Annotated in this window: 11 protein-coding genes and 4 pseudogenes; 5 read left to right on the forward strand and 10 right to left on the reverse strand. The window is 70.9% G+C overall.

Going from position 1 to position 18,689, the window contains the following annotated elements:
- From ACFZDC_RS20400 to ACFZDC_RS20415, 4 genes are all read right to left on the reverse strand, one after another.
- Window positions 1-193 (reverse strand): flavodoxin-dependent (E)-4-hydroxy-3-methylbut-2-enyl-diphosphate synthase (locus ACFZDC_RS20400; protein WP_385512837.1); only part of this gene is annotated, 193 nt, incomplete at its 3' end.
- Window positions 194-397: 204 nt separating this feature from the next.
- Window positions 398-1,702, reverse strand: coding sequence for a site-2 protease family protein (locus ACFZDC_RS20405; RefSeq protein ID WP_391325673.1), 1,305 nt, complete (start codon window positions 1,700-1,702; stop codon window positions 398-400).
- Entirely contained in the window at window positions 1,699-2,973 is a 1,275-nt protein-coding gene (gene dxr, locus ACFZDC_RS20410; RefSeq protein WP_391325675.1) for a 1-deoxy-D-xylulose-5-phosphate reductoisomerase, read from the reverse strand. The genes ACFZDC_RS20405 and dxr overlap by 4 nt, the downstream gene beginning before the upstream one ends.
- 263 nt (window positions 2,974-3,236) lie before the next feature.
- A complete protein-coding gene (locus ACFZDC_RS20415) occupies window positions 3,237-5,174 on the reverse strand; it encodes an acyl-CoA dehydrogenase family protein (protein WP_391325677.1) in 1,938 nt (645 codons plus the stop codon).
- A 272-nt stretch (window positions 5,175-5,446) separates the two neighbouring features.
- On the opposite strand from ACFZDC_RS20415, the pseudogene ACFZDC_RS20420 reads away from it, so the two are divergent.
- Window positions 5,447-5,641: pseudogene (locus ACFZDC_RS20420) on the forward strand (TIM-barrel domain-containing protein); the annotation flags it as partial.
- A gap of 184 nt (window positions 5,642-5,825) precedes the next feature.
- Window positions 5,826-5,945 (forward strand): annotated as a pseudogene (locus ACFZDC_RS20425) (hypothetical protein); the annotation flags it as partial.
- A gap of 117 nt (window positions 5,946-6,062) precedes the next feature.
- On the opposite strand, the gene ACFZDC_RS20430 reads toward ACFZDC_RS20425, so the two are convergent.
- The 3 genes and pseudogenes from ACFZDC_RS20430 to ACFZDC_RS20440 all read right to left on the reverse strand — a co-directional run bounded on the left by ACFZDC_RS20430 (window position 6,063) and on the right by ACFZDC_RS20440 (window position 8,798).
- The gene (locus ACFZDC_RS20430; RefSeq protein ID WP_391325679.1) at window positions 6,063-6,704 is read right to left on the reverse strand and encodes a chorismate mutase; all 642 of its coding nucleotides are present in this window, start codon (window positions 6,702-6,704) and stop codon (window positions 6,063-6,065) included.
- 31 nt (window positions 6,705-6,735) lie between these two features.
- Window positions 6,736-6,960: pseudogene (locus ACFZDC_RS20435) on the reverse strand (hypothetical protein); the annotation flags it as partial.
- Window positions 6,961-7,424: 464 nt separating this feature from the next.
- Window positions 7,425-8,798, reverse strand: a complete 1,374-nt coding sequence (locus tag ACFZDC_RS20440; protein WP_391325681.1) for a S8 family serine peptidase — start codon at window positions 8,796-8,798, stop codon at window positions 7,425-7,427.
- A 704-nt stretch (window positions 8,799-9,502) separates the two neighbouring features.
- On the opposite strand from ACFZDC_RS20440, the gene ACFZDC_RS20445 reads away from it, so the two are divergent.
- Window positions 9,503-10,654 carry a hypothetical protein gene (locus tag ACFZDC_RS20445; protein WP_391325683.1) on the forward strand — a complete coding sequence of 384 codons (1,152 nt, stop codon included), beginning with the start codon at window positions 9,503-9,505 and terminating at the stop codon, window positions 10,652-10,654.
- Between the two features lie 477 nt (window positions 10,655-11,131).
- On the opposite strand, the gene ACFZDC_RS20450 is transcribed toward ACFZDC_RS20445, so the two are convergent.
- The 3 genes from ACFZDC_RS20450 to ACFZDC_RS20460 form a co-directional block, all read right to left on the reverse strand.
- On the reverse strand, window positions 11,132-12,577 hold the full coding sequence (locus ACFZDC_RS20450) for an aldehyde dehydrogenase family protein (RefSeq protein WP_391325685.1): 1,446 nt from the start codon (window positions 12,575-12,577) through the stop codon (window positions 11,132-11,134).
- 207 nt (window positions 12,578-12,784) lie between these two features.
- The gene (locus ACFZDC_RS20455; protein WP_391325687.1) at window positions 12,785-14,356 is read right to left on the reverse strand and encodes a PucR family transcriptional regulator ligand-binding domain-containing protein; all 1,572 of its coding nucleotides are present in this window, start codon (window positions 14,354-14,356) and stop codon (window positions 12,785-12,787) included.
- Window positions 14,357-14,532: 176 nt separating this feature from the next.
- Window positions 14,533-16,656 (reverse strand): ATP-binding protein, encoded by a 2,124-nt coding sequence (locus ACFZDC_RS20460; RefSeq protein ID WP_391325689.1) that lies wholly within the window; start codon window positions 16,654-16,656, stop codon window positions 14,533-14,535.
- 294 nt (window positions 16,657-16,950) lie between these two features.
- Between ACFZDC_RS20460 and gabT the strand changes: the two genes are divergently transcribed.
- Window positions 16,951-18,285 (forward strand): 4-aminobutyrate--2-oxoglutarate transaminase, encoded by a 1,335-nt coding sequence (gene gabT / locus ACFZDC_RS20465; protein ID WP_391325690.1) that lies wholly within the window; start codon window positions 16,951-16,953, stop codon window positions 18,283-18,285.
- A 121-nt stretch (window positions 18,286-18,406) separates the two neighbouring features.
- A pseudogene (locus ACFZDC_RS20470) lies at window positions 18,407-18,634 on the forward strand (phosphoesterase); the annotation flags it as partial.
- Window positions 18,635-18,689 lie beyond the last annotated feature (55 nt).

Below are 18,689 nucleotides of genomic sequence, written 5' to 3' on the forward strand. Positions count from 1 at the left end.
AGCCGGACGCGGTCAGCTCGGCGATCTGCTGCAGGGTGGCGCCGACGTCGGACGTACGGGTCGTGGTCATCGACTGCACCGAGACGGGCGCGTCTCCGCCGACCGCCACGGATCCGACCTGGATCTGCCGGCTCTTCCGGCGCTCGGCGAGCTTGGTCGGAACGGACGGCATGCCGAGAGAAATCGCAGTCATCTGCTGTGCAACCCCAAGTCGTGGATCAAGGTCCGGTCCCGTAATCGGCGGGCTCCAGGCTTCGAGATTACGGCACCGGCCCCGGCGCCGGCACATCCCATCCGGCAAACCCACCCGATGGAAGGAGGCCTGGAACTCCCCCGCTCTCGGCTGCGCGCGAGCGGGGGTCCTCCATGGTTCCGGGACGCCGTGAAGGCCGGGTGGCTAGGAGATTTTCACCGGGTTGACCACGTCCGCGATCAGTACGAGGACGGTGAAGCAGACGAAGATCCCGGCCACCACGTACGCCACCGGCATCAGCTTGGCCACGTCGAACGGGCCGGGGTCCGGTCGGCGCAGCACCCGGGCCACGTTCCGCCTCAGCGACTCCCACAGGGCGCCCGCGATGTGCCCGCCGTCGAGCGGGAGCAACGGGAGCATGTTGAACAGGAACAGGGAGAGGTTGAAGCCGGCGAGCACGAACACGAACATGGCCAGCTGCTGGGAGGCCGGGATGTCCAGCGTGGCGATCTCGCCGGTGACGCGGGCCGCGCCGACGATGCCCATCGGGGAGTCCGGCTGTCGCGGGCCGTTGCCGAAGGCCGCGTCCCACAGGGCCGGAATCTTGCCGGGCAGGGCGACGAGCGAGTCGACGGCGTCGCCGACCCGGTCGGTCATCCAGGTCACGGAGTCGCCGAAGCCCTGCTGGACGACGCCGGTGGCGGCGCTGAAGCCGAGGAAGCCGGCCTTGACGTACTGGCCCTGGACGTAGGTGCCGCTGGAGTCCTTCTTGGCGACCTGGTTGGTGGCGATCTTCGCGTGCAGGGTCAGATCCCGGCCGCCCCGCTCCACCACGACTGTCACGGTCCTGCCCGCGCTGTCGCGGATGAGGTCGGACAGCGTGTTCCAGTCCTTGGTCGGCCTGCCGTCGAAGGAGACGATCCTGTCGCCGTTCTTCATGCCGGCGGCCGCCGCCGGGGACGCGGGGTCGGACTTCTTGCAGCTGTCGCGGTGCTCGCTCTGCGCGATGACGCAGGGCGAGACCGAGGCGACGGTCGTGGTCTGCTGCTGGATGCCGAAGCCCATCAGCACGGTGAGGAACAGGGCGATCGCGAGCACCAGGTTCATGAACGGGCCCGCGAACATGACGATGACCCGCTTCCACGGTTTGCGCGTGTAGAACATGCGCGTCTCGTCACCCGGCTGGAGTTCCTCGAAGGCCGCCGAGCGGGCGTCCTCGATCATTCCGCGCCACGGCGAGGTGGAGCGGGCGGAGATCCGGCCGGCGTCGTCGGGCGGGAACATGCCGATCATGCGGATGTAGCCGCCGAGCGGGATGGCCTTGATGCCGTACTCGGTGTCGCCCTTCCGGCGCGACCAAATGGTCGGGCCGAAGCCGACCATGTACTGCGGGACGCGGATGCCGAAGAGCTTGGCCGTGGACAGGTGCCCCAGCTCGTGCCACGCGATCGAGACGAGCAGGCCCACCCCGAAGACCACTATGCCGAGGATGAACATCAAGGTCGTCATGCACGCGCCTCCGCGGTCCGGTCTGTCAGTTCGCGCGCCCGGGCCCGCGCCCAGGTCTCCGCTTCGAGGACGTCCGACACGGTGAGTGAGGTTCCCGTGACCGGGGTGCCGTGCTCCTCGACCACCCGGGTGACGGTCTCCATGATGCCGTTGAAGGGCAGTGCGCCGGTGCGGAAGGCCTCGACGCATTCCTCGTTGGCGGCATTGAACACTGCCGGGGCGGTCCCCGCGAGCTGCCCCACGTGCCGGGCGAGGTTCACCGAGGGGAAGGCCTCGTTGTCCAGCGGGAGGAACTCCCAGGTGGAGGCCTTGCTCCAGTCGAAGGCGGGCGCGGCGTCCGGGACGCGTTCGGGCCAGCCCAGACCGATGGCGATGGGCCCGCGCATGTCGGGGGGCGTCGCCTGGGCGATCGTGGATCCGTCGGTGAACTCGACCATCGAGTGAACATACGACTGGGGATGCACGACGACCTCAATGCGGTCGAAGGGAATGTCGTAGAGCAGGTGTGCCTCGATGACTTCCAGGCCCTTGTTGACGAGGGTCGCCGAGTTGATCGTGATCACCGGGCCCATGGCCCAGGTGGGGTGGGCGAGGGCGTCCTCGACGGTGACGTGCGCCAGCTCCGCCTTGGTGCGGCCGCGGAAGGGGCCGCCGGAGGCGGTCACGACCAGCTTGCGCACGTCGGCGCGGGTGCCGGCGGCGAGGGCCTGGAAGAGCGCGGCGTGCTCGGAGTCGACCGGGATGATCTGCCCGGGCTTGGCGACCGCCTTGACCAGCGGACCGCCGACGATCAGCGACTCCTTGTTGGCGAGTGCGAGGGTACGGCCGGCCTCCAGGGCGGCGAGGGTGGGCGCGAGGCCGATGGATCCAGTGATGCCGTTGAGAACGGTGTGGCACTCCGAGGAATCAGCGGCGGCGACCTGGGTGGCCGCGTCCGGGCCGGCGAGGATCTCGGGGAGCGGCTCCCCGGCGCCGTACCGCTCGGTCAGTGCCTCGCGCAGGACCGGTACGGCGTCCTCGCGGGCGACCGCCACGGTCCGCACCCGCAGCCGGTGCGCCTGCTCGGCGAGCAGGGCCGTGCGGCCGCCGTTCGCGGACAGGGCGGTGACCCGGAAGCGGTCGGGGTTGCGCAGCACGAGGTCGATGGCCTGGGTTCCGATGGACCCGGTGGAGCCGAGGATCACCACGTCCTTCGGGCCGTCTCCCGCGAGGGGGTCGTACACGAGGTGCGGGTCGGCGAGGGGTGCCGGACTGGCGGGACTGTCGGTCATCCTCCCATTGTGGCCGCAAGCCGCGGCCGTCAGGACAGCGCATCCCTCGGGCGGGTGCGTTGACGGCTTTCGTCGCCGGATGGAGCGGTTTTCCCGCAGTGAAGTCCAGGTGAAGATCGCGTGATCGCGTGATGACCCTCCAGCCGGGCCGAGCGACGGCCGGCCCCGAAGGAGTTCACGCACGACATCCTGGGGGTGTCCTCCGGATCGCGGATCCCGCGTCGCCGGCAGGGTCCGGAAGACACCCCCCAGGAGTGGTCGACCTAGCTCCCAAAGGGCCGGCGGGCGTTCTCACGCTCGCTGGGGCCCGGGGCCGCGTCCGCGATCCACGGGCCCTCGCCCGAGGGGTCGACGATCCCTTCCTCCAGCCACGCGTAGGCCCCGCCGAGCACTCCCTTGACCACCTTGCGGTCGAGGTCGTCGGTGTTGGTCCACAGCCGGTTGAAGAGTTCCTCGACACGGATGCGGGCCTGGCGGCAGAAGGCGTCGGCGAGCTGGTAGGCCTCGCGGCCGTGCTCGCCCTCGCCGCGCAGCCGCTCGGCGCGCACACAGGCCGCACTCATCGCGAACAGCTCGGCGCCGATGTCCACGACCCGGCCCAGGAAGCCCTGCTTGGTCTCCATCCGGCCCTGCCAGCGGGACATGGCGTAGAAGGTGGAGCGGGCCAGCTTGCGGGCGTGCCGCTCGACGTAGCGCAGATGGCCCGAGAGGTCGATCTCGCGCTTGAACTCGTTGTACGAGGAGGGCAGTTGGCCGGGTCCTGCGACCAGCTTCGGCAACCACTTGGCGTAGAAGAGGCCCGCGTTCGCGCCCGCCTTCGCCTTGTCCGACAGGGACTTGTCGGGGTCGATGAGGTCACCTGCGACGGAGAGGTGGGCGTCGACCGCCTCGCGGGCGATGAGGAGGTGCATGATCTCCGTCGAGCCCTCGAAGATGCGGTTGATGCGCAGGTCGCGCAGGATCTGCTCGGCCGGGACGGACCGTTCGCCGCGCGCCTTCAGGGACTCGGCCGTCTCGTAGCCGCGACCGCCGCGGATCTGGACCAGTTCGTCGGCCATCAGCCAGGCCATCTCGGAGCCGTAGAGCTTCGCGAGGGCGGCCTCGATGCGGATGTCGTTGCGGTCCTCGTCGGCCATCTGCGAGGACAGGTCGAGGACGGCCTCCAGCGCGAAGGTGGTGGCCGCGATGAAGCTGATCTTGGCACCGACGGCCTCGTGCAGCGCGACCGGCTTGCCCCACTGCTCCCGCTCCGCCGCCCACTCCCGGGCGATCTTCAGGCACCACTTGCCGGCGCCGGCGCACATCGCGGGCAGCGACAGCCGGCCGGTGTTGAGGGTGGTGAGCGCGATCTTCAGGCCCGCGCCCTCGGGACCGATCCGGTTGGCGGCCGGGACGCGCACCTGATGGAAGCGAGTGACGCCGTTCTCGATGCCGCGCAGGCCCATGAAGGCGTTGCGGTTCTCCACGGTGATGCCCTCGGAGCCGGCCTCCACCACGAAGGCGGTGATGCCGCCCTTGTGCCCGTCGGACTTCGGCACGCGCGCCATCACGACGAGCAGGTCGGCGACCACCCCGTTGGTGGTCCACAGTTTCACCCCGTCGAGTACGTAGTCGTCGCCGTCCGGGACGGCGGTCGTCGCGAGACGGGCCGGGTCGGAGCCGACGTCCGGCTCGGTGAGCAGGAAAGCGGAGATGTCGGTGCGGGCGCAGCGGGGCAGGAAGGCGTCCTTCTGCTCCTGGGTGCCGAACATCTTCAGCGGCTGCGGTACGCCGATCGACTGGTGGGCGGAGAGCAGGGCGCCGACCGCGGGGCTCGCGGAGCCGACCAGGGCGAGGGCTTTGTTGTAGTACAGCTGTGTGAGGCCGAGACCGCCGTACTTGGGGTCGATCTTCATGCCGAGGGCGCCGAGTTCCTTCAGGCCCGCGACGACCTCGTCGGGGATGCGGGCCTCGCGCTCGATGCGGGCGGAGTCGATCGTCGTCTCGCAGAAGGCGCGCAGCTTGGCGAGGAACTCCTCGCCGCGGCGCACGCTCTCGGCGTCCGGGAGCGGATGGGGGTGGATGAGGTCGAGCCGGAAGCGGCCGAGGAACAGTTCCTTGGCGAAGCTGGGCTTGCGCCAGTCCTGCTCCCGGGCGGCCTCCGCCACCTGGCGCGCCTCGCGCTCGGTGACGGTGGTGCGTGGGGTGGTGGTGGCGGACATTGAGGCTCACCTCGCCGCGAAGAGGGACGATGGGGGCCGGTCATTACCGACCGGTGCTACTGGATCGTTGGTACCCGAAACGGGCCGACCCCACCACCCCTCGCGGTCCGATCGGTGGAAGCGGGGACACACTGGGCGTTGCCCGGCGGCTCGCGGCACGCCTGGCGGGCTCAGGGAACATGTAGAAGCGCTTCGGCAACATGTCGAAGCCTTCGACAGCCTTGGACACCCACTCTCCCACCCTCTCCGGCATCCCCTGATGGAGCACCCGCATCGGCGACTTCCACGGTGGCGACCCGGATGACCTGGCGTACCGCGAGGTCATGATCCGCTGGTTCCAGTTCGGCGCGCTGTCCCCGCTGATGCGCCTGTACGGCTTCCGCGACCCGGGGGACGCCGCTGGGCCCGGAGATGACCGGCGGCGCCACGAGGTGTGGTCGTACGGCGAGGAGACCGGCGGCATCCTGGCGAGGACTGCGGACGGCACCCTGGCGAGGCACCTGCTCCTGCGCGAGCGCCTCAGAACGTACATCCTGAACGTCATGCGGGAGGCCCACGAGGAGCGCCTGCCGGCGATGCGCCCGCTGTTCCTGGAGTTCCCCGACGAACCAGACGGCCTGGCCCGTCGACGACGCCCGCCTCTTCGGCCGCGACGCGCTGGTCGCCCCGGATCCGACCGCGGGCGCCACGGTCCGTACGACGTACCTGCCGGCGGGCGTGAGGTGGAGGACGCGTGGACGGGGGCGACGTACAAGGGCGGTGCGGCGGTGACGGTGGACGCGCCGCTGGACCGCATCCCGCTGCTGCGGTACGGGGCCCGGTTGCCGGTGGCCGAGTGACCAGGGCGAGGGCCCGGTGCCGTTGCGGCTCCGGGCCCTCGCCACTTGTTCAGCTTCCGCAGACCGACCGCAGCGACCGGGCCAGCGCTGTGGTGTGCAGGGGGTCGAGGTCCTTCTCGTGGTGGACGTGGACGACGGCGAGGACGAGCTCCGGCAGGCAGACGGGTGCCTCACGGTCCGCCGCCGTGCCGGCGAGGGTCTGGACGAGGGCCGCGTTGACGCGGTTGATCTCCTTCCGGACCACGCTCAGGTCCGGCCGGGTGGCGGGCGCCTGCTCAGGGTGATCGGTCCACCGCCGGAACAGGGCCCGCTGCACGGTCTTGTTGGCCTCGATCTGGTCCCGGAAGATCAGCCGGACCTCGTCCGGGTCGACGCCGAGTTGCTCGGCCTGCGCGGCCACGGAGTCGAGGACCTGCTGCTCACGGACGGGGTCGTCGATGGGGCTTTCGGTGCCCCACTTCGCGGCGGCGACCAGGTCGGCGGTGGCCAGCCGCTCGGCGGAGAGTTCGACGACCGGGTGCAGGGCGGCCGGGCCGAGGACGGATGTCGTAGTGGGACCGGACACCGCGGTCTGTGCGGTCGGGGGACCGACAACCGGAACCGCGACCGCGGGGCCCGTCGCGGTGAGCACGACGGCCGCGGTCGCGGTGACCGTGGTCAGGATACGGCGCAGAGGGGTGGTCGTTGGCATGCCCCCCATGTAACCGCAGGGACCCACTCGATCAACTGCTGTTGACGGTTTCGCTGTTGACGGAGAAGCCCAGACCACCGGACGTGGACGTGATCTCGAAGCCGAACTGGAGGTCATCGATGGTCACGTTGCCGAACCAGCCTTTGGTGTCCTTGATCCACTTCAGGATCGGCAGGATGTCGACCGTGCCGGAACCGGAGTTGGAGCTGCGGACGAAGGAGAAGACGTCGTTGGAGCCGTTGTTGCCCTTGTACACCCACCCGACATCCAGCTCGATGACTGGGGGCAGCGGACGCGTGATCGTTCCGGAGTGTGGTGCGGGGCTTCGAGCGAGAGGAACTGGCGGCTGTGCCGACCAGTCGCTCGCCGAGCAGGGCGCCGCTGTCGCCGCGCGCGCTGACCGCCCCCGACAGTTACTGGACGGTATCAGCTCAGGGGCCAGTGGCGGATGTGGTGGGCCGCTGGTGAACGCGGCCGCTGCGATCCGACCATAACGGTGCCACGCGCCCGCGAGACCGAGCGGGGTACAGCAAGGTGTCCGACCAGGTCAGGACAGTCCCCAGGCCGGGGAAGCCCGCAGCTTCTCAACTTCCGCGGCGGTACACCCACGGCCTCGGCCATGGTTTTTGCCGGGCGGACGAACGGACGGCCCGGGTGCGAAACCCGGGCCGTCGTCGCACAGGTGGCTCAGGGGCGAGGCCCTGGTGGAGCAGCGCGCCCTCAGCCGCCGTGGCTCTCCCGGGCGAGCGTGGTCACAAAGCGCAGAGCGTTGACCGTGCCCACGCCGGTGGCCATGTCGTAGCCCTTGACGGCCTTGTAGCCGTTGACGCCTTCGTAGCTGTTGTTCGTGCCGTCGTTGACGTCGACGATGCCGGTGTTCCGGTGCTTCGAGAGGCTGTACAGCGCCGCGTTGAGGTTGCCCAGTCGGTGGCCGGCCGCCTGGTCGGCGAGGGCGACGATGCCCGAGAAGAGCGGGCTGGCCTCGCTGGTGCCGCCGGTCACGTCCCAGCCCGTGGCCGTCGGGTCGAAGCTGGAGTAGATCCAGGCACCGCCGTTGACCGCGGCCGCCATCGACACGTCCGGGGTGCCGCGGCGGGCGCCCACGACGCCCTTCACGCCGTTCTGGAAGGCCGGGCGGGAGAAGACGTGGGACTGGCCGCCGCCACCGGCGCCGTAGTCGTTGTAGACGCTGTCCGGCTTGAGGCGCTCGCCCTTGTCGTTCAGGTGGAGCTGAGTGCCGCCGATGGAGGTGACCAGCGGGTCCGAGGACGGCCAGGAGTTGACGCGCTTCTTGTAGTAGGTCTTGCCGTCCGCCTTCAGGTCCGTGGCGCCGCCGTCACCGGAGGAGGCGAGGACGGTCACGTGCTTCCGGTTCGCGGCCTGGAAGGCGTACCGCAGCTTCTTGATGCTGGAGAAGTCGCCCCTGCCGAAGCCGGGGAACGTGTTCTCGGTGGCGCCGAAGCTCTGGCTGATGACGTCGCCGACCCCGTGGTCGATCAGGTGCTTCTCGGCGCTCATCATCTCCGGGAGACCAGTGGTGCCCTCGGTCTCGGAGACCGCCGTCTCCACCAGCACGATCCTGGCGGCGGGGGCCACGGCGTGGGCCATCTCGACGTCCAGCGTGGTCTCGCCGGCCCAGCCGGTCATGTCGGAGTTCTTGGGGTCGAAAGCGGGGACGTGACCCCACTTGACCACCTTGACCTTGGTGCTGGGCAGGCCGAACTGCCTGCTGTAGACGTCGAGGTCGTGCTGGACGGTCGGGGAGCCGAACGAGTCGACGATGACGATGGTGCGTCCCTTGCCCGTGATGCCCTGCCGGTACAGCGCGTTGAGGTTGTACGCGGTGCGGTACTGGAGCGGGTTGTAACAGGCGATGTGCCACTTGGCCTGGCACTGCTCGCTGGAGAGCGGGCTCGCCACCCCGTGGACCAGCGTGTGGCCGGCGATGGCCGGAACCGCCTTGGTGTGCGGTACGGCGGCGGGCGCGGCGGTGATGACACCGGCCTGCGCGGTGGTCGCCAGGGCGGCGGCGACGAGGGCGGCGGTGGCGGCGGTGGAAGCCGCGACGCCGCGCCCGGTACGGGCTATGTGCATGAATTCCCCTGAGTGGTCCGCAGTCGGACGTAGTGGTCGACACGCATCCCATCGAGTGAGTCATGCACAGAACAAGACTATTGACCTGTCGATGCCGAATCCTTTACCAGCCCACGTCATTCACCTGGAAAGGTGAACGGCCGCAGCCCCAGCACAGTGGGACTGGCCCAGCTTGCCTGACCTCGCACGTCGCTGTGACCTGCGCTCCCGCTTCCCGCCTCAGCCTGAACGGGCCCGTCTCAGCCCACCCGGCGCCCGATCGAGGGCGGCTCCTTGTTCCCCGTGGGATCACGGCACGGGAACACGACTGCGTGACCGGCTCGACCCGTAAGTTCCCCGTAGCGCACCCCGGTCTTGAACAGGTGGACCGGATTGGCCAGGAACCACTCTCGCCCAGTCGCCATCGGTGGCCACAGCCGGGCCGCGTTCGCGCATACGGAGTTGATGCCCCGCCGTACGAGCCGTTCAGGCCATATGGCCCGCCGCGTGCGTGATCGCGCCGCTCCGCCTCATGACCATGCCACCACGACGCATTGATCACGATCGCCACGGGGATGCTTTCGGTCGCCGTCGTGGGGCGTGCTTCCCGGGGTCCGCCCACGGCCGTCGCGCTGCGGTTGCCGCCGCCCCGCCCACCTCGTTAGCTGGAACGAGGGGCCGAGGCCCATCGGGCGACGAGGCTCATGGAGCGGCGAGGAGCGGCGATGATCACGCAAGAGCAGATCGAGCGAATCCTGCGGCTGAGAGGCAACGGACTCCCATTGGTGTCCCTGTACGTCCCGGTGAACCCCGGCAGGCCCGACCGCCGAGAATTCGACAGCCGCGTAACGAGCCTGATGAACCGCATCCAGCCGCTCGCGGAGGACGCGTCGGCCGAGCACGCCGTGCGGCTCTCGCTCCGCGAGGACATCGCGAGGATCGAGAAGACACTGAAGGAAGAGCCCCTCCGGCCGGGGACCGTCGCGGTCTTCTCCTGCGCCGGCCACGACGTCTACGAACAGGTGTGGCTGCCCCGCGGGACGCGCGAGAACATCGTGGTGGACGCCGATCCCTATGTCCGGCCCCTCCTGGGTGTGCTCGACGAGTACTACCGCACCTGCGCCGTCGTCGGCGACAAGAGCGTGGGCCAGGTCTGGGAGTACTACCTCGACGAGGTCCGCGAGCTCGAGGTGATCCGTGACCGCGTGCAGCGCAAACACGCCTACTCCGACGCGTACGCCGAGCCCCGCGTCCGCAACAAGGCGGACGAGCTGAGCAAGAAGCACTACCGGCGGCTGGTCGGCGAGCTCAAGCGACTGTTCGCGAGCGGGGGCTATGACCTGCTCGCCGTCGGCGGTCAGGCGCACGAGGTGTCGGTCTTCGTCGACTTCCTGCCGCGTGAGCTGACGCACCGCCTCGCCGGGACCTTCACCCTCGACCGGGAGACCGCGACGTCCGAGGACATCCGGCAGAAGGTGCGGGAGCTCGTCGCCGACCACGCCGGGAAGGAGCAGCGGCGGCTGGTCGGCGAGATCCTCGAGGCCAAGGCTGTCGGCAGGCCCGCCGCCGTCGGGCTGGACGAGACGCTGTGGGCGGCGTCCGTAGCCGCGGTCCGGACGCTGGCGGTGGACGGGCAGGCCGTCGTACCGGGCCTCGTCTGCGACCGGGACGGGCTGCTGACGCGCTCAGGGAAAACCTGCCCGCTCTGCGGGGAGCCGCTGCGCGAGGTGCCCGACGTGATCGATGAACTGGCCGGGACCGTCATCGACGACGGGGGCGAGGTGCGGCACGTGGACACGGAGACGGAACTGCGCACGCAGCAGGCCGGAGCCCTGCTGCGGTTCGAACTCCCCGCGCAGCCGACCTCCGCTGAGTGATGGGGCCGACTCTCTTGACTATGCCGTAAACCGGCGCAATCGTCGTGAATAGGACCGGTCAACCGCGACAGGGTTCCTCGGAACACCTGTCGGGCACCGGCCAGGTCCCCGGCGATTTCTGAGAAATGCGAGAGTGTTGATCGGGACTTTCCGGGGACCGCCCGTGCATACGGGCACTTCCATGGTGGTTCACCCACGGAGTGGCTGACGCCGCGGCGTCCGTGCCGGACAGCCCGGAGCAGAGGAACACCGCTGCCGGCGTCGGCCAGGCGTGAGCATCCGTGTCGGAGCCGGCGGTACTTGTCGATGTCCTCCGCGCACTCCCGCAAGGGTTGGGAAACCGGCCATTCTGACGTCCCTCGAATGCAGGTCAGTGCCCTGGTGGCAGAAACGGCCGCAGCCCCCGCACAGTGGGCTGCGACCGTTCTGTCCGACCTGTCCGTGCCAGGTCAGTCCCGCTGACCTGTCCGTGGCAGGTCAGAGCGCGAGGCCGGTGAGAACCAGCACGCGCTCGTATGTGTAGTCGTCCATCGCGAACTTCACGCCCTCGCGGCCCACACCGGACTGCTTGGCGCCGCCGTACGGCATCTGGTCGGCGCGGTAGGACGGAACGTCACCAATGACGACACCGCCGACCTCGAGGGCGCGGTGGGCACGGAAGGCGACCTGGAGGTCGTGGGTGAACACACCCGCCTGGAGGCCGTACTTGGAGTCGTTGACCGCGGCGAACGCCTCGTCCTCGCCGTCCACCTTCTGCACGGTGAGGACGGGACCGAAGACCTCCTCGCAGGAGATCGTCGTGTCGGCCGGCACCTCGGTCAGGACGGTCGGCGCGTAGGACGCGCCGTCACGCTTGCCGCCGGTGAGGAGCTTCGCCCCCGCCGAAACGGCCTCGTCCACCCACGACTCGACGCGCTTCGCGGCGTCCTCGCTGACCAGCGGGCCGACCTCGGTCTTGTCGTCGGAGGGGTCGCCGGTGACCTGGGCCTCGACCGCCGCCACGATGCGCGGGAGCAGACGGTCGTAGACGGAGGCGTCGGCGATCACGCGCTGCACCGAGATGCAGGACTGGCCGCCCTGGTAGTTGGAGAAGGTCGCGATGCGGTTCGCTGCCCAGTCGAGGTCCGCGTCGCTGGCGAAGTCGGCGAGCACGACGGCCGCGCCGTTGCCGCCCAGCTCCAGGGTGCAGTGCTTGCGCGGCACCGAGTCCATGATCGCGTAGCCGACCGTCTCGGAGCCGGTGAAGGAAATCACCGGCAGGCGCTCGTCCTGGACCAGGGCGGGCATGCGGTCGTTGGAGACCGGGAGGATCGACCAGGAGCCGGCGGGCAGCTCGGTCTCGGCGAGCAGGTCACCGAGGATGAGGCCGGAGAGCGGGGTGGCCGGGGCCGGCTTGAGGATGATCGGCGCGCCGGCGGCGATGGCCGGGGCGACCTTGTGGGCGCACAGGTTCAGCGGGAAGTTGAACGGCGCGATGCCGAGGACGACGCCCTTCGGGAAGCGACGGGTCAGCGCCAGACGGCCCTGGCCGCCGGCGTCGGTGTCGAGGCGCTGGGCCTCGCCGCCATTGAAGCGGCGGGCCTCCTCGGCCGCGAAACGGAACACGGAGAGGGCACGGCCGACCTCGCCCCGGGCCCACTTGATCGGCTTGCCGTTCTCGGCGGAGATCAGCTGGGCGATCTCCTCGGTGCGCTCGGCCAGACGCTTGCTGACGTGGTCGAGGGCGGCTGCGCGGACGTGCGCCGGGGTGGCGGCGAACTCGTCCCGCACGGCGTACGCGGCGGCCACGGCCTCCTCGACCTGGGCGTCGGTCGGCATGCTGACCTTGCCGACGAGCCGGCCGTCCCACGGGGAGGTGACGTCGAAGCTGTCCTCGCCGGTGACCTGGCGGCCGGCGAGCCAGAAGGCGTGGTTGGAAGTCATGTGCGAGTCCCGGCCCTTCCGCGTTGGAGGTGTTCTTTCTGTTCGTGGTCCACGGTAGGCCGGGGGTGGGCCAGGGGCGCTTGTCCGGGTCGTACTGGTGGGGGTGAGGGATGCGCCGGTTTGGCGTGGTGGGCCACTTCTCGGCCGGCCGAGGCGGGAGTGGGTGGGCATGAGCCCGGGGCCAGGGGGCGGAGTCCCTGGCGCCTGTCACTCCGACGACGTGGCCTTCAAGGCCAGCCACAGCTCCATCCGGACGTCGGGATCGTCCAGGCTGCGGCCCAGAATCTCCTCGACCCTCCGCATCCGGTACCGCAGTGTGTGCCGGTGCACGCCCAGGTCCGCCGCGGCCGCGTCCCACTGCCCGTGCCGGGACAGCCATGCCCGCAGCGAGGCGACCAGGTCCCCGCGCCCCGTCGCATCGTGCTCGTGCAGCGCCCGCAGCAGGCTGTCGGCGAACGCCTTCACCGCGTCGTCGGCCAGCAACGGCAGCACCGACCCCGCGGCCAGCTGCTCGTGCTCCACGAACACCCGCCCCCGCCGCCGAGCCACCGACAACGCCTGCTCGGCCTGTTTGTAGGCCGCGGCCGCGGCGATCGGCCCGGCCGGTGCGGACAGGCCGACGACCAGCTCGTCCTCCTCCTCCGTCCCCTGCTCCGGCACGGCACGCGCCGACTCCAGCCCGGCCGCGTGCGCGGCACACGCGGCCACCGCCGCGCCCCCGTCCGTGGCCAGCATCACCAGCCGCTCCCCCTCCGGCACGACCAGCACCGCCTCACCGGAGCGAGCGGCGGCGGACTCGACCGTCTCCGTGAGCGCGCCCAACGGGTCACCGCCCGACACCGACTCGGCGACGATCATCCGGAAGGGCGCGTCGAGCAGCCCGCCGTACAGGTCCCCGGCGACGGCCCGGGCGTGGTCCGGCTCACCGGCGAGCAGCATGCGCAGCACGGCCGCGCCGATGCGTTGTTCGGCCGCGTGCAGGGAACGGGAGCGTTCGGTGGTGAGGGTGAGCAGGGCGATCGCGGAGTGGACGGCGTACCGCTCGGCGGTGCCGAGGGCGGCGGCGGTGCCGACGGCGAGCGCGGCGCGCGGGCGCCGGCCCGTCCCCAGGGAGTGCAGCTCCACGCGGTCCTCGTTGTCGGGTCCGCCGACCACCGAGGAGGCGGGCGCGGGCCGCTCCCGCAGTCGTTCGACGTCGGCGGTGAGCCGGGCGGCCCGGCGGCCGGCCCACTCTGGTGCGGTGGCGACGACGGCACCCGAGGCGTCGTAGAGGGCCGCCCACCCGTCGACCTGCGCGGCGAGTGCGGTGAGCAGCCCCTCGGGTCCGGCGTTCAGGGTCTGTTTGGTCAGCTCGCGCTGGGCGGCGAAGCCCGCCGTGACGGCCCGGTACTGGTCGGCGGCGATCGCGGCGGAGACGGCCTTGCTGATGGCGAGGAAGGGCGTACGGCGGGGCACCTCCAGCAGCGGAAGCCCCTCCTCGGCCGCGGCGTCGACGAGGGCCCGGGGGATCTCCTCGTAGTTGACCCCGACGGCGAACCCCAGCCCGACGACCCCCGCCCCGGCCAGCCGCTTCACATAGCGCCGCATGGCATCCGGATCCTCCGCGTCCAGCTTGAGCGCGGTGATCAGCAGCAGCTCGCCGCCCTCCATGTAGGGCACGGGGTCGGCCAGCTCGCTCACGTGCGCCCAGCGGACGGGCACGTCGAGACGGTCCTCGCCCGCGCGCACGATCAGCTTGAGCGCGGAGTGGTGGACGAGCGAGGCGAGAGTCGGGGGCATCGGGCCTTCAGTTCTGGGTGATCTTTTGGCCGCTGCGTATGAACGGCCTATGCCGATTCTGCCTCACCGTACGGTCGCCCGCTGGCCCCATGGCCGTACCTCCATGGCTGCATTGGCCCGCATCGGCCTCCCTGGCCGCAGCGGCCTCCTTCGCCGCAGCGGCCTCCACGGCCGCATCAGCCGCGCAGATCCACCAGCAGCGGCGGGGCGTGCTCACCCTGCACGGTGGTCAGTGACAGCACCGCATGCCCCGGCGGCACCCCGTGTGCCAGCTCGGAGGCCGACCAGCGCTCGCGCTCGACCTGGCGAACGGTGACGGCCCGGGCGGTGGGCGCCTGTCCGGTGATGACCCGGCGCAGCATGTGCACGGCCTTGCCGGCCGGGGTCTCGGCGATGATCTGCCGGTCGGTGACGTCCCGGGTCTCGGTCCACTCCTTGCCCCACACCTCCGCGAAGTCCTGCCCGTCCCAGGGGGTGAGCCCGGACAGCGCCATCCGGCATCCGGTGGCGCCGAGCAGCGGTCCGCGCAGCGGCCGGGGTGCGTCGTCCAGGGTGCGCAGCGTCAGAACGGCACCGGCGTTCGCGGACCGCAGCCGCTGGATCCCGCGCACGGCCTCCGGGGTGACCACACCCGAGGCGTCGTCCAGCAGCAGGCACGCGAACAGCGAGCGGTCCTCCCGTACCGTCACACTGGCCGTGAACTGAGCGAGGACCAGCCGGGCGAGGATCCGGGAGGCGTCGGCGTGCCCGCGCTGGGGCAGGTCGACGCGGACACGCACCGGGTGGTCCAGGGCCTTGAGCGAGAACGGCCGGGACTGGCCGGAGGTGTCGAAGAAGGCGGCGAAGGCGGGCCGGTCGAGCAGCGCGACGCGGTCGGCGAGCACCGCGCCGACATCACCCGGGTGGGCCATCTGCCGCTCCCGCGCGTCGAGTTCCCTGAGCAGTGCCTCCTGCCCGGTGTCCGTCAGCGCCTTGCGCAGTGCGGCCAGCGGGCCCGGCGTGCCGTCGAGGAGCTGCCGCAGTTCGGGGACGGACGGGAAGCGGTCGTGGACGGCGCGGAAGGGGCCGAGCAGCTGGGCGAGAACCGTGGTGGAGCGACGGCTGTCGCCGCCGGGGTGCGGGTCGGCGAGGTCGCCGACGAGGGCCTCGGCGAGTATGGCGGCGGCCTCGTCCGGGTCGGTGGTGCCGCCGTACAGATCAAGGTCGTAGACGGATTCGGGATGCCCGATCCGTACGACGACGTCGTACGACTCGGCCGGGCCGAGCGCGCCCGCCGCGCCGACGACCACCACGGCGGCTCGTCCGGCGAGGGCGTGCAGGCACAGCGACTCGGCGAGCGGCCGGATGACCGCGCCGGTCTTCCCGGACCCGGCCGGGCCGACGGCGAGGAGTGAGGTGCCGAGCAGCTCGGGGCCGAGGGCGAGTCCGGCGCCGCGGTAGTGGTACGGGTTGCGGGGGTCGTCGGCGGTGGTGCCGAGCCGCACCTGGCCGGTGAGCAGGTCGTGGCGGGCGTGCCGGGCGGGCAGGTCGCGCTCGCCCGAGGGATGCAGACAGGCGGCCGAGCCGTCCTTCAGCACGGCGCCGGTGAAGGAGGCGAGGCTGTGCGTGCCCGACCGCACGCCCTGCCAGGCCCGGCTGATCCTCGCGTGGTCCACGTCCCGCATGAGTCCGGCCTTCGCCTCGGCGGCCAGCCGTTCGGCGGCCTCATGGGCGCCGGCCCGCCGCAGCTGGGGCCACTCGGCGGGGTCCTGCTCCGGCGCGGGGGGCGGTTCGGCGGCGGGCGCGGCGGGCCGCCAGGCGGGCGGACCGTAACGGCGCCAGACCTCGCCCCAGCGGCCGAGACGCCCGACGACGAGCATGATCGCGACGGCGATGAGGGTGTAGTACGAGTACCAGAGGACGGCGTTGCCGACGCGGTCGTTGCCCTGGCGCCAGGAGTCCGGGGTGAACAGCTCCAGCGGCAGCACCCACCAGCCGCCGAGGTAGCCGTTCCACAGCAGGGACCACACCAGCCAGCCCACGAGGAACGCGATCACCGCGCCGCTCAGCAGCTGCCGGGCCGGGATCAGCTCGGGCTCCTGCTGGGGCCGGGGCCGGTACCCGAACCGCCATACGCCCGGCGCCGCCTCGGGCCGGGGCGCCCGCAGCCAGGCCAGGTAGGCCGAGCCGTCCGGCCTGGGCGGCGCCCCGGGCGGCGTCGCGGGCATCGGCGGCACGGCGGCACCCTCCCGGGGCACCGCCGGGCGCGGCACAGGATTCGCATGCGTACCGCGCACGTCCCGCGTCCCGTCGCTGTCCATCGCCGTTGCCCCCTGACCAGCCGTTCCATCCACCGTCAGCGAGCCAATCTAACGCCCCGAGAAAGGGAGTTCACCGCTTACGCGGCCGAGAGGACGGCGCGACCGGCCGCACCCGTCACCGCGTGCTATGTCCACGACGGACAACGCATCCTCCCGACAACGCCCACATGGAGCATGCCCCGCCTCCGTTCTCGGCCCTAACCTGCGAAGAAAGAGACAAGCGTCCGAAAAACGCACCGTCCGGAAACGCCTCGCCCGGGAACACCCGGTACGCAAGATCTTCAGGGAGCCCTCATGACCGCTCTTCCGCAGGAGCGCCGCGTCGTCACCGCCATCCCCGGTCCGAAGTCGCAGGAGCTGCAGGCCCGCCGTACCGCCGTGGTCGCGCAGGGCGTGGGCTCGGTGCTGCCCGTCTTCACCACGCGCGCGGGCGGCGGCATCATCGAGGACGTCGACGGCAACCGGCTCATCGACTTCGGTTCCGGCATCGCCGTGACCTCCGTCGGCGCCTCCGCCGAGGCCGTCGTACGCCGTGCGAGCGCCCAGCTGGCCGACTTCACCCACACCTGTTTCATGGTCACCCCGTACGAGGGCTACGTGGAGGTCGCCGAGGCCCTCGCCGAGCTCACCCCGGGCGACCACGCCAAGAAGTCCGCGCTGTTCAACTCCGGCGCCGAGGCCGTCGAGAACGCCGTCAAGATCGCGCGTGTGTACACCAAGCGCCAGGCGGTCGTCGTGTTCGACCACGGCTACCACGGCCGTACGAACCTCACCATGGCGCTGACCGCGAAGAACATGCCGTACAAGCACGGCTTCGGTCCGTTCGCCCCCGAGGTCTACCGCGTCCCGGTCGCCTACGCCTACCGCTGGCCGACCGGCCCGCAGAACGCGGGCCCCGAGGCCGCCAAGCAGGCCATCGACCAGATCACCAAGCAGATCGGCCCGGACAACGTCGCCGCGATCATCATCGAGCCGGTGCTCGGCGAGGGCGGCTTCATCGAGCCGGCCAAGGGCTTCCTGCCGGCGATCAGCCAGTTCGCCAAGGACAACGGCATCGTCTTCGTCGCCGACGAGATCCAGTCCGGCTTCTGCCGCACCGGCCAGTGGTTCGCCTGCGAGGACGAGGGGATCGTCCCGGACCTGATCACCACCGCCAAGGGCATCGCCGGCGGTCTGCCGCTGTCCGCCGTCACCGGCCGCGCCGAGATCATGGACGCCGCGCACGCGGGCGGCCTCGGCGGCACCTACGGCGGCAACCCGGTCGCCTGCGCCGGCGCGCTCGGTGCCATCGAGACCATGAAGGAGCTGGACCTCAACGCCAAGGCGAAGAACATCGAGGCGATCATGAAGTCCCGCCTCGGTGCCATGGCCGAGAAGTTCGACATCATCGGTGACGTCCGCGGCCGCGGCGCCATGATCGCCGTCGAGCTGGTCAAGGACCGCGCCACCAAGGAGCCGAACCCGGAGGCCACCGCCGCCCTCGCCAAGGCCTGCCACCAGGAGGGCCTGCTGGTCCTTACCTGCGGCACCTACGGCAACGTGCTGCGCTTCCTGCCCCCGCTGGTCATCGGCGAGGACCTGCTCAACGAGGGTCTCGACATCATCGAGCAGGCCTTCTCGCGCATCTGAGCGAATGGTTCGCACCTGTGAAGGACGCCTGCGGCAGCCGTGTGAAGAAGGTGTGCGGGGTGGATGGCGGGACGCGTTTGCGTCTGCCCAAGCGCCTCCGGCTGTCGTAGGTTCTACCCAGATGAGAGATACACCCCGCCCACAGGGGACTGTGGGCGACTGCAGGCCGGGGCCTCCCCAGCTTCGACCTGGTCGTGCCCTCGCGCACACAACCGGGGCCTGACGGCTCCGGGATCTCCTCACCGATCGGACGGTCGCCGCCCCAAACCCCCCGGGGCGAGCGACGTTCCGATCCGGACGGCCGCCCCGGAACCACCCCCCCTGTTCCGGGGCGGCCGACCTCCTTCTCTTCGGCTTCTCGTGGGCGCCTCGTCGGCGTCCCGTCGGCGTCTCTTCGTCTTCCT

This window comes from Streptomyces sp. NPDC007905 (assembly GCF_042959345.1).
Classification (GTDB): Bacteria; Actinomycetota; Actinomycetes; order Streptomycetales; family Streptomycetaceae; genus Streptomyces.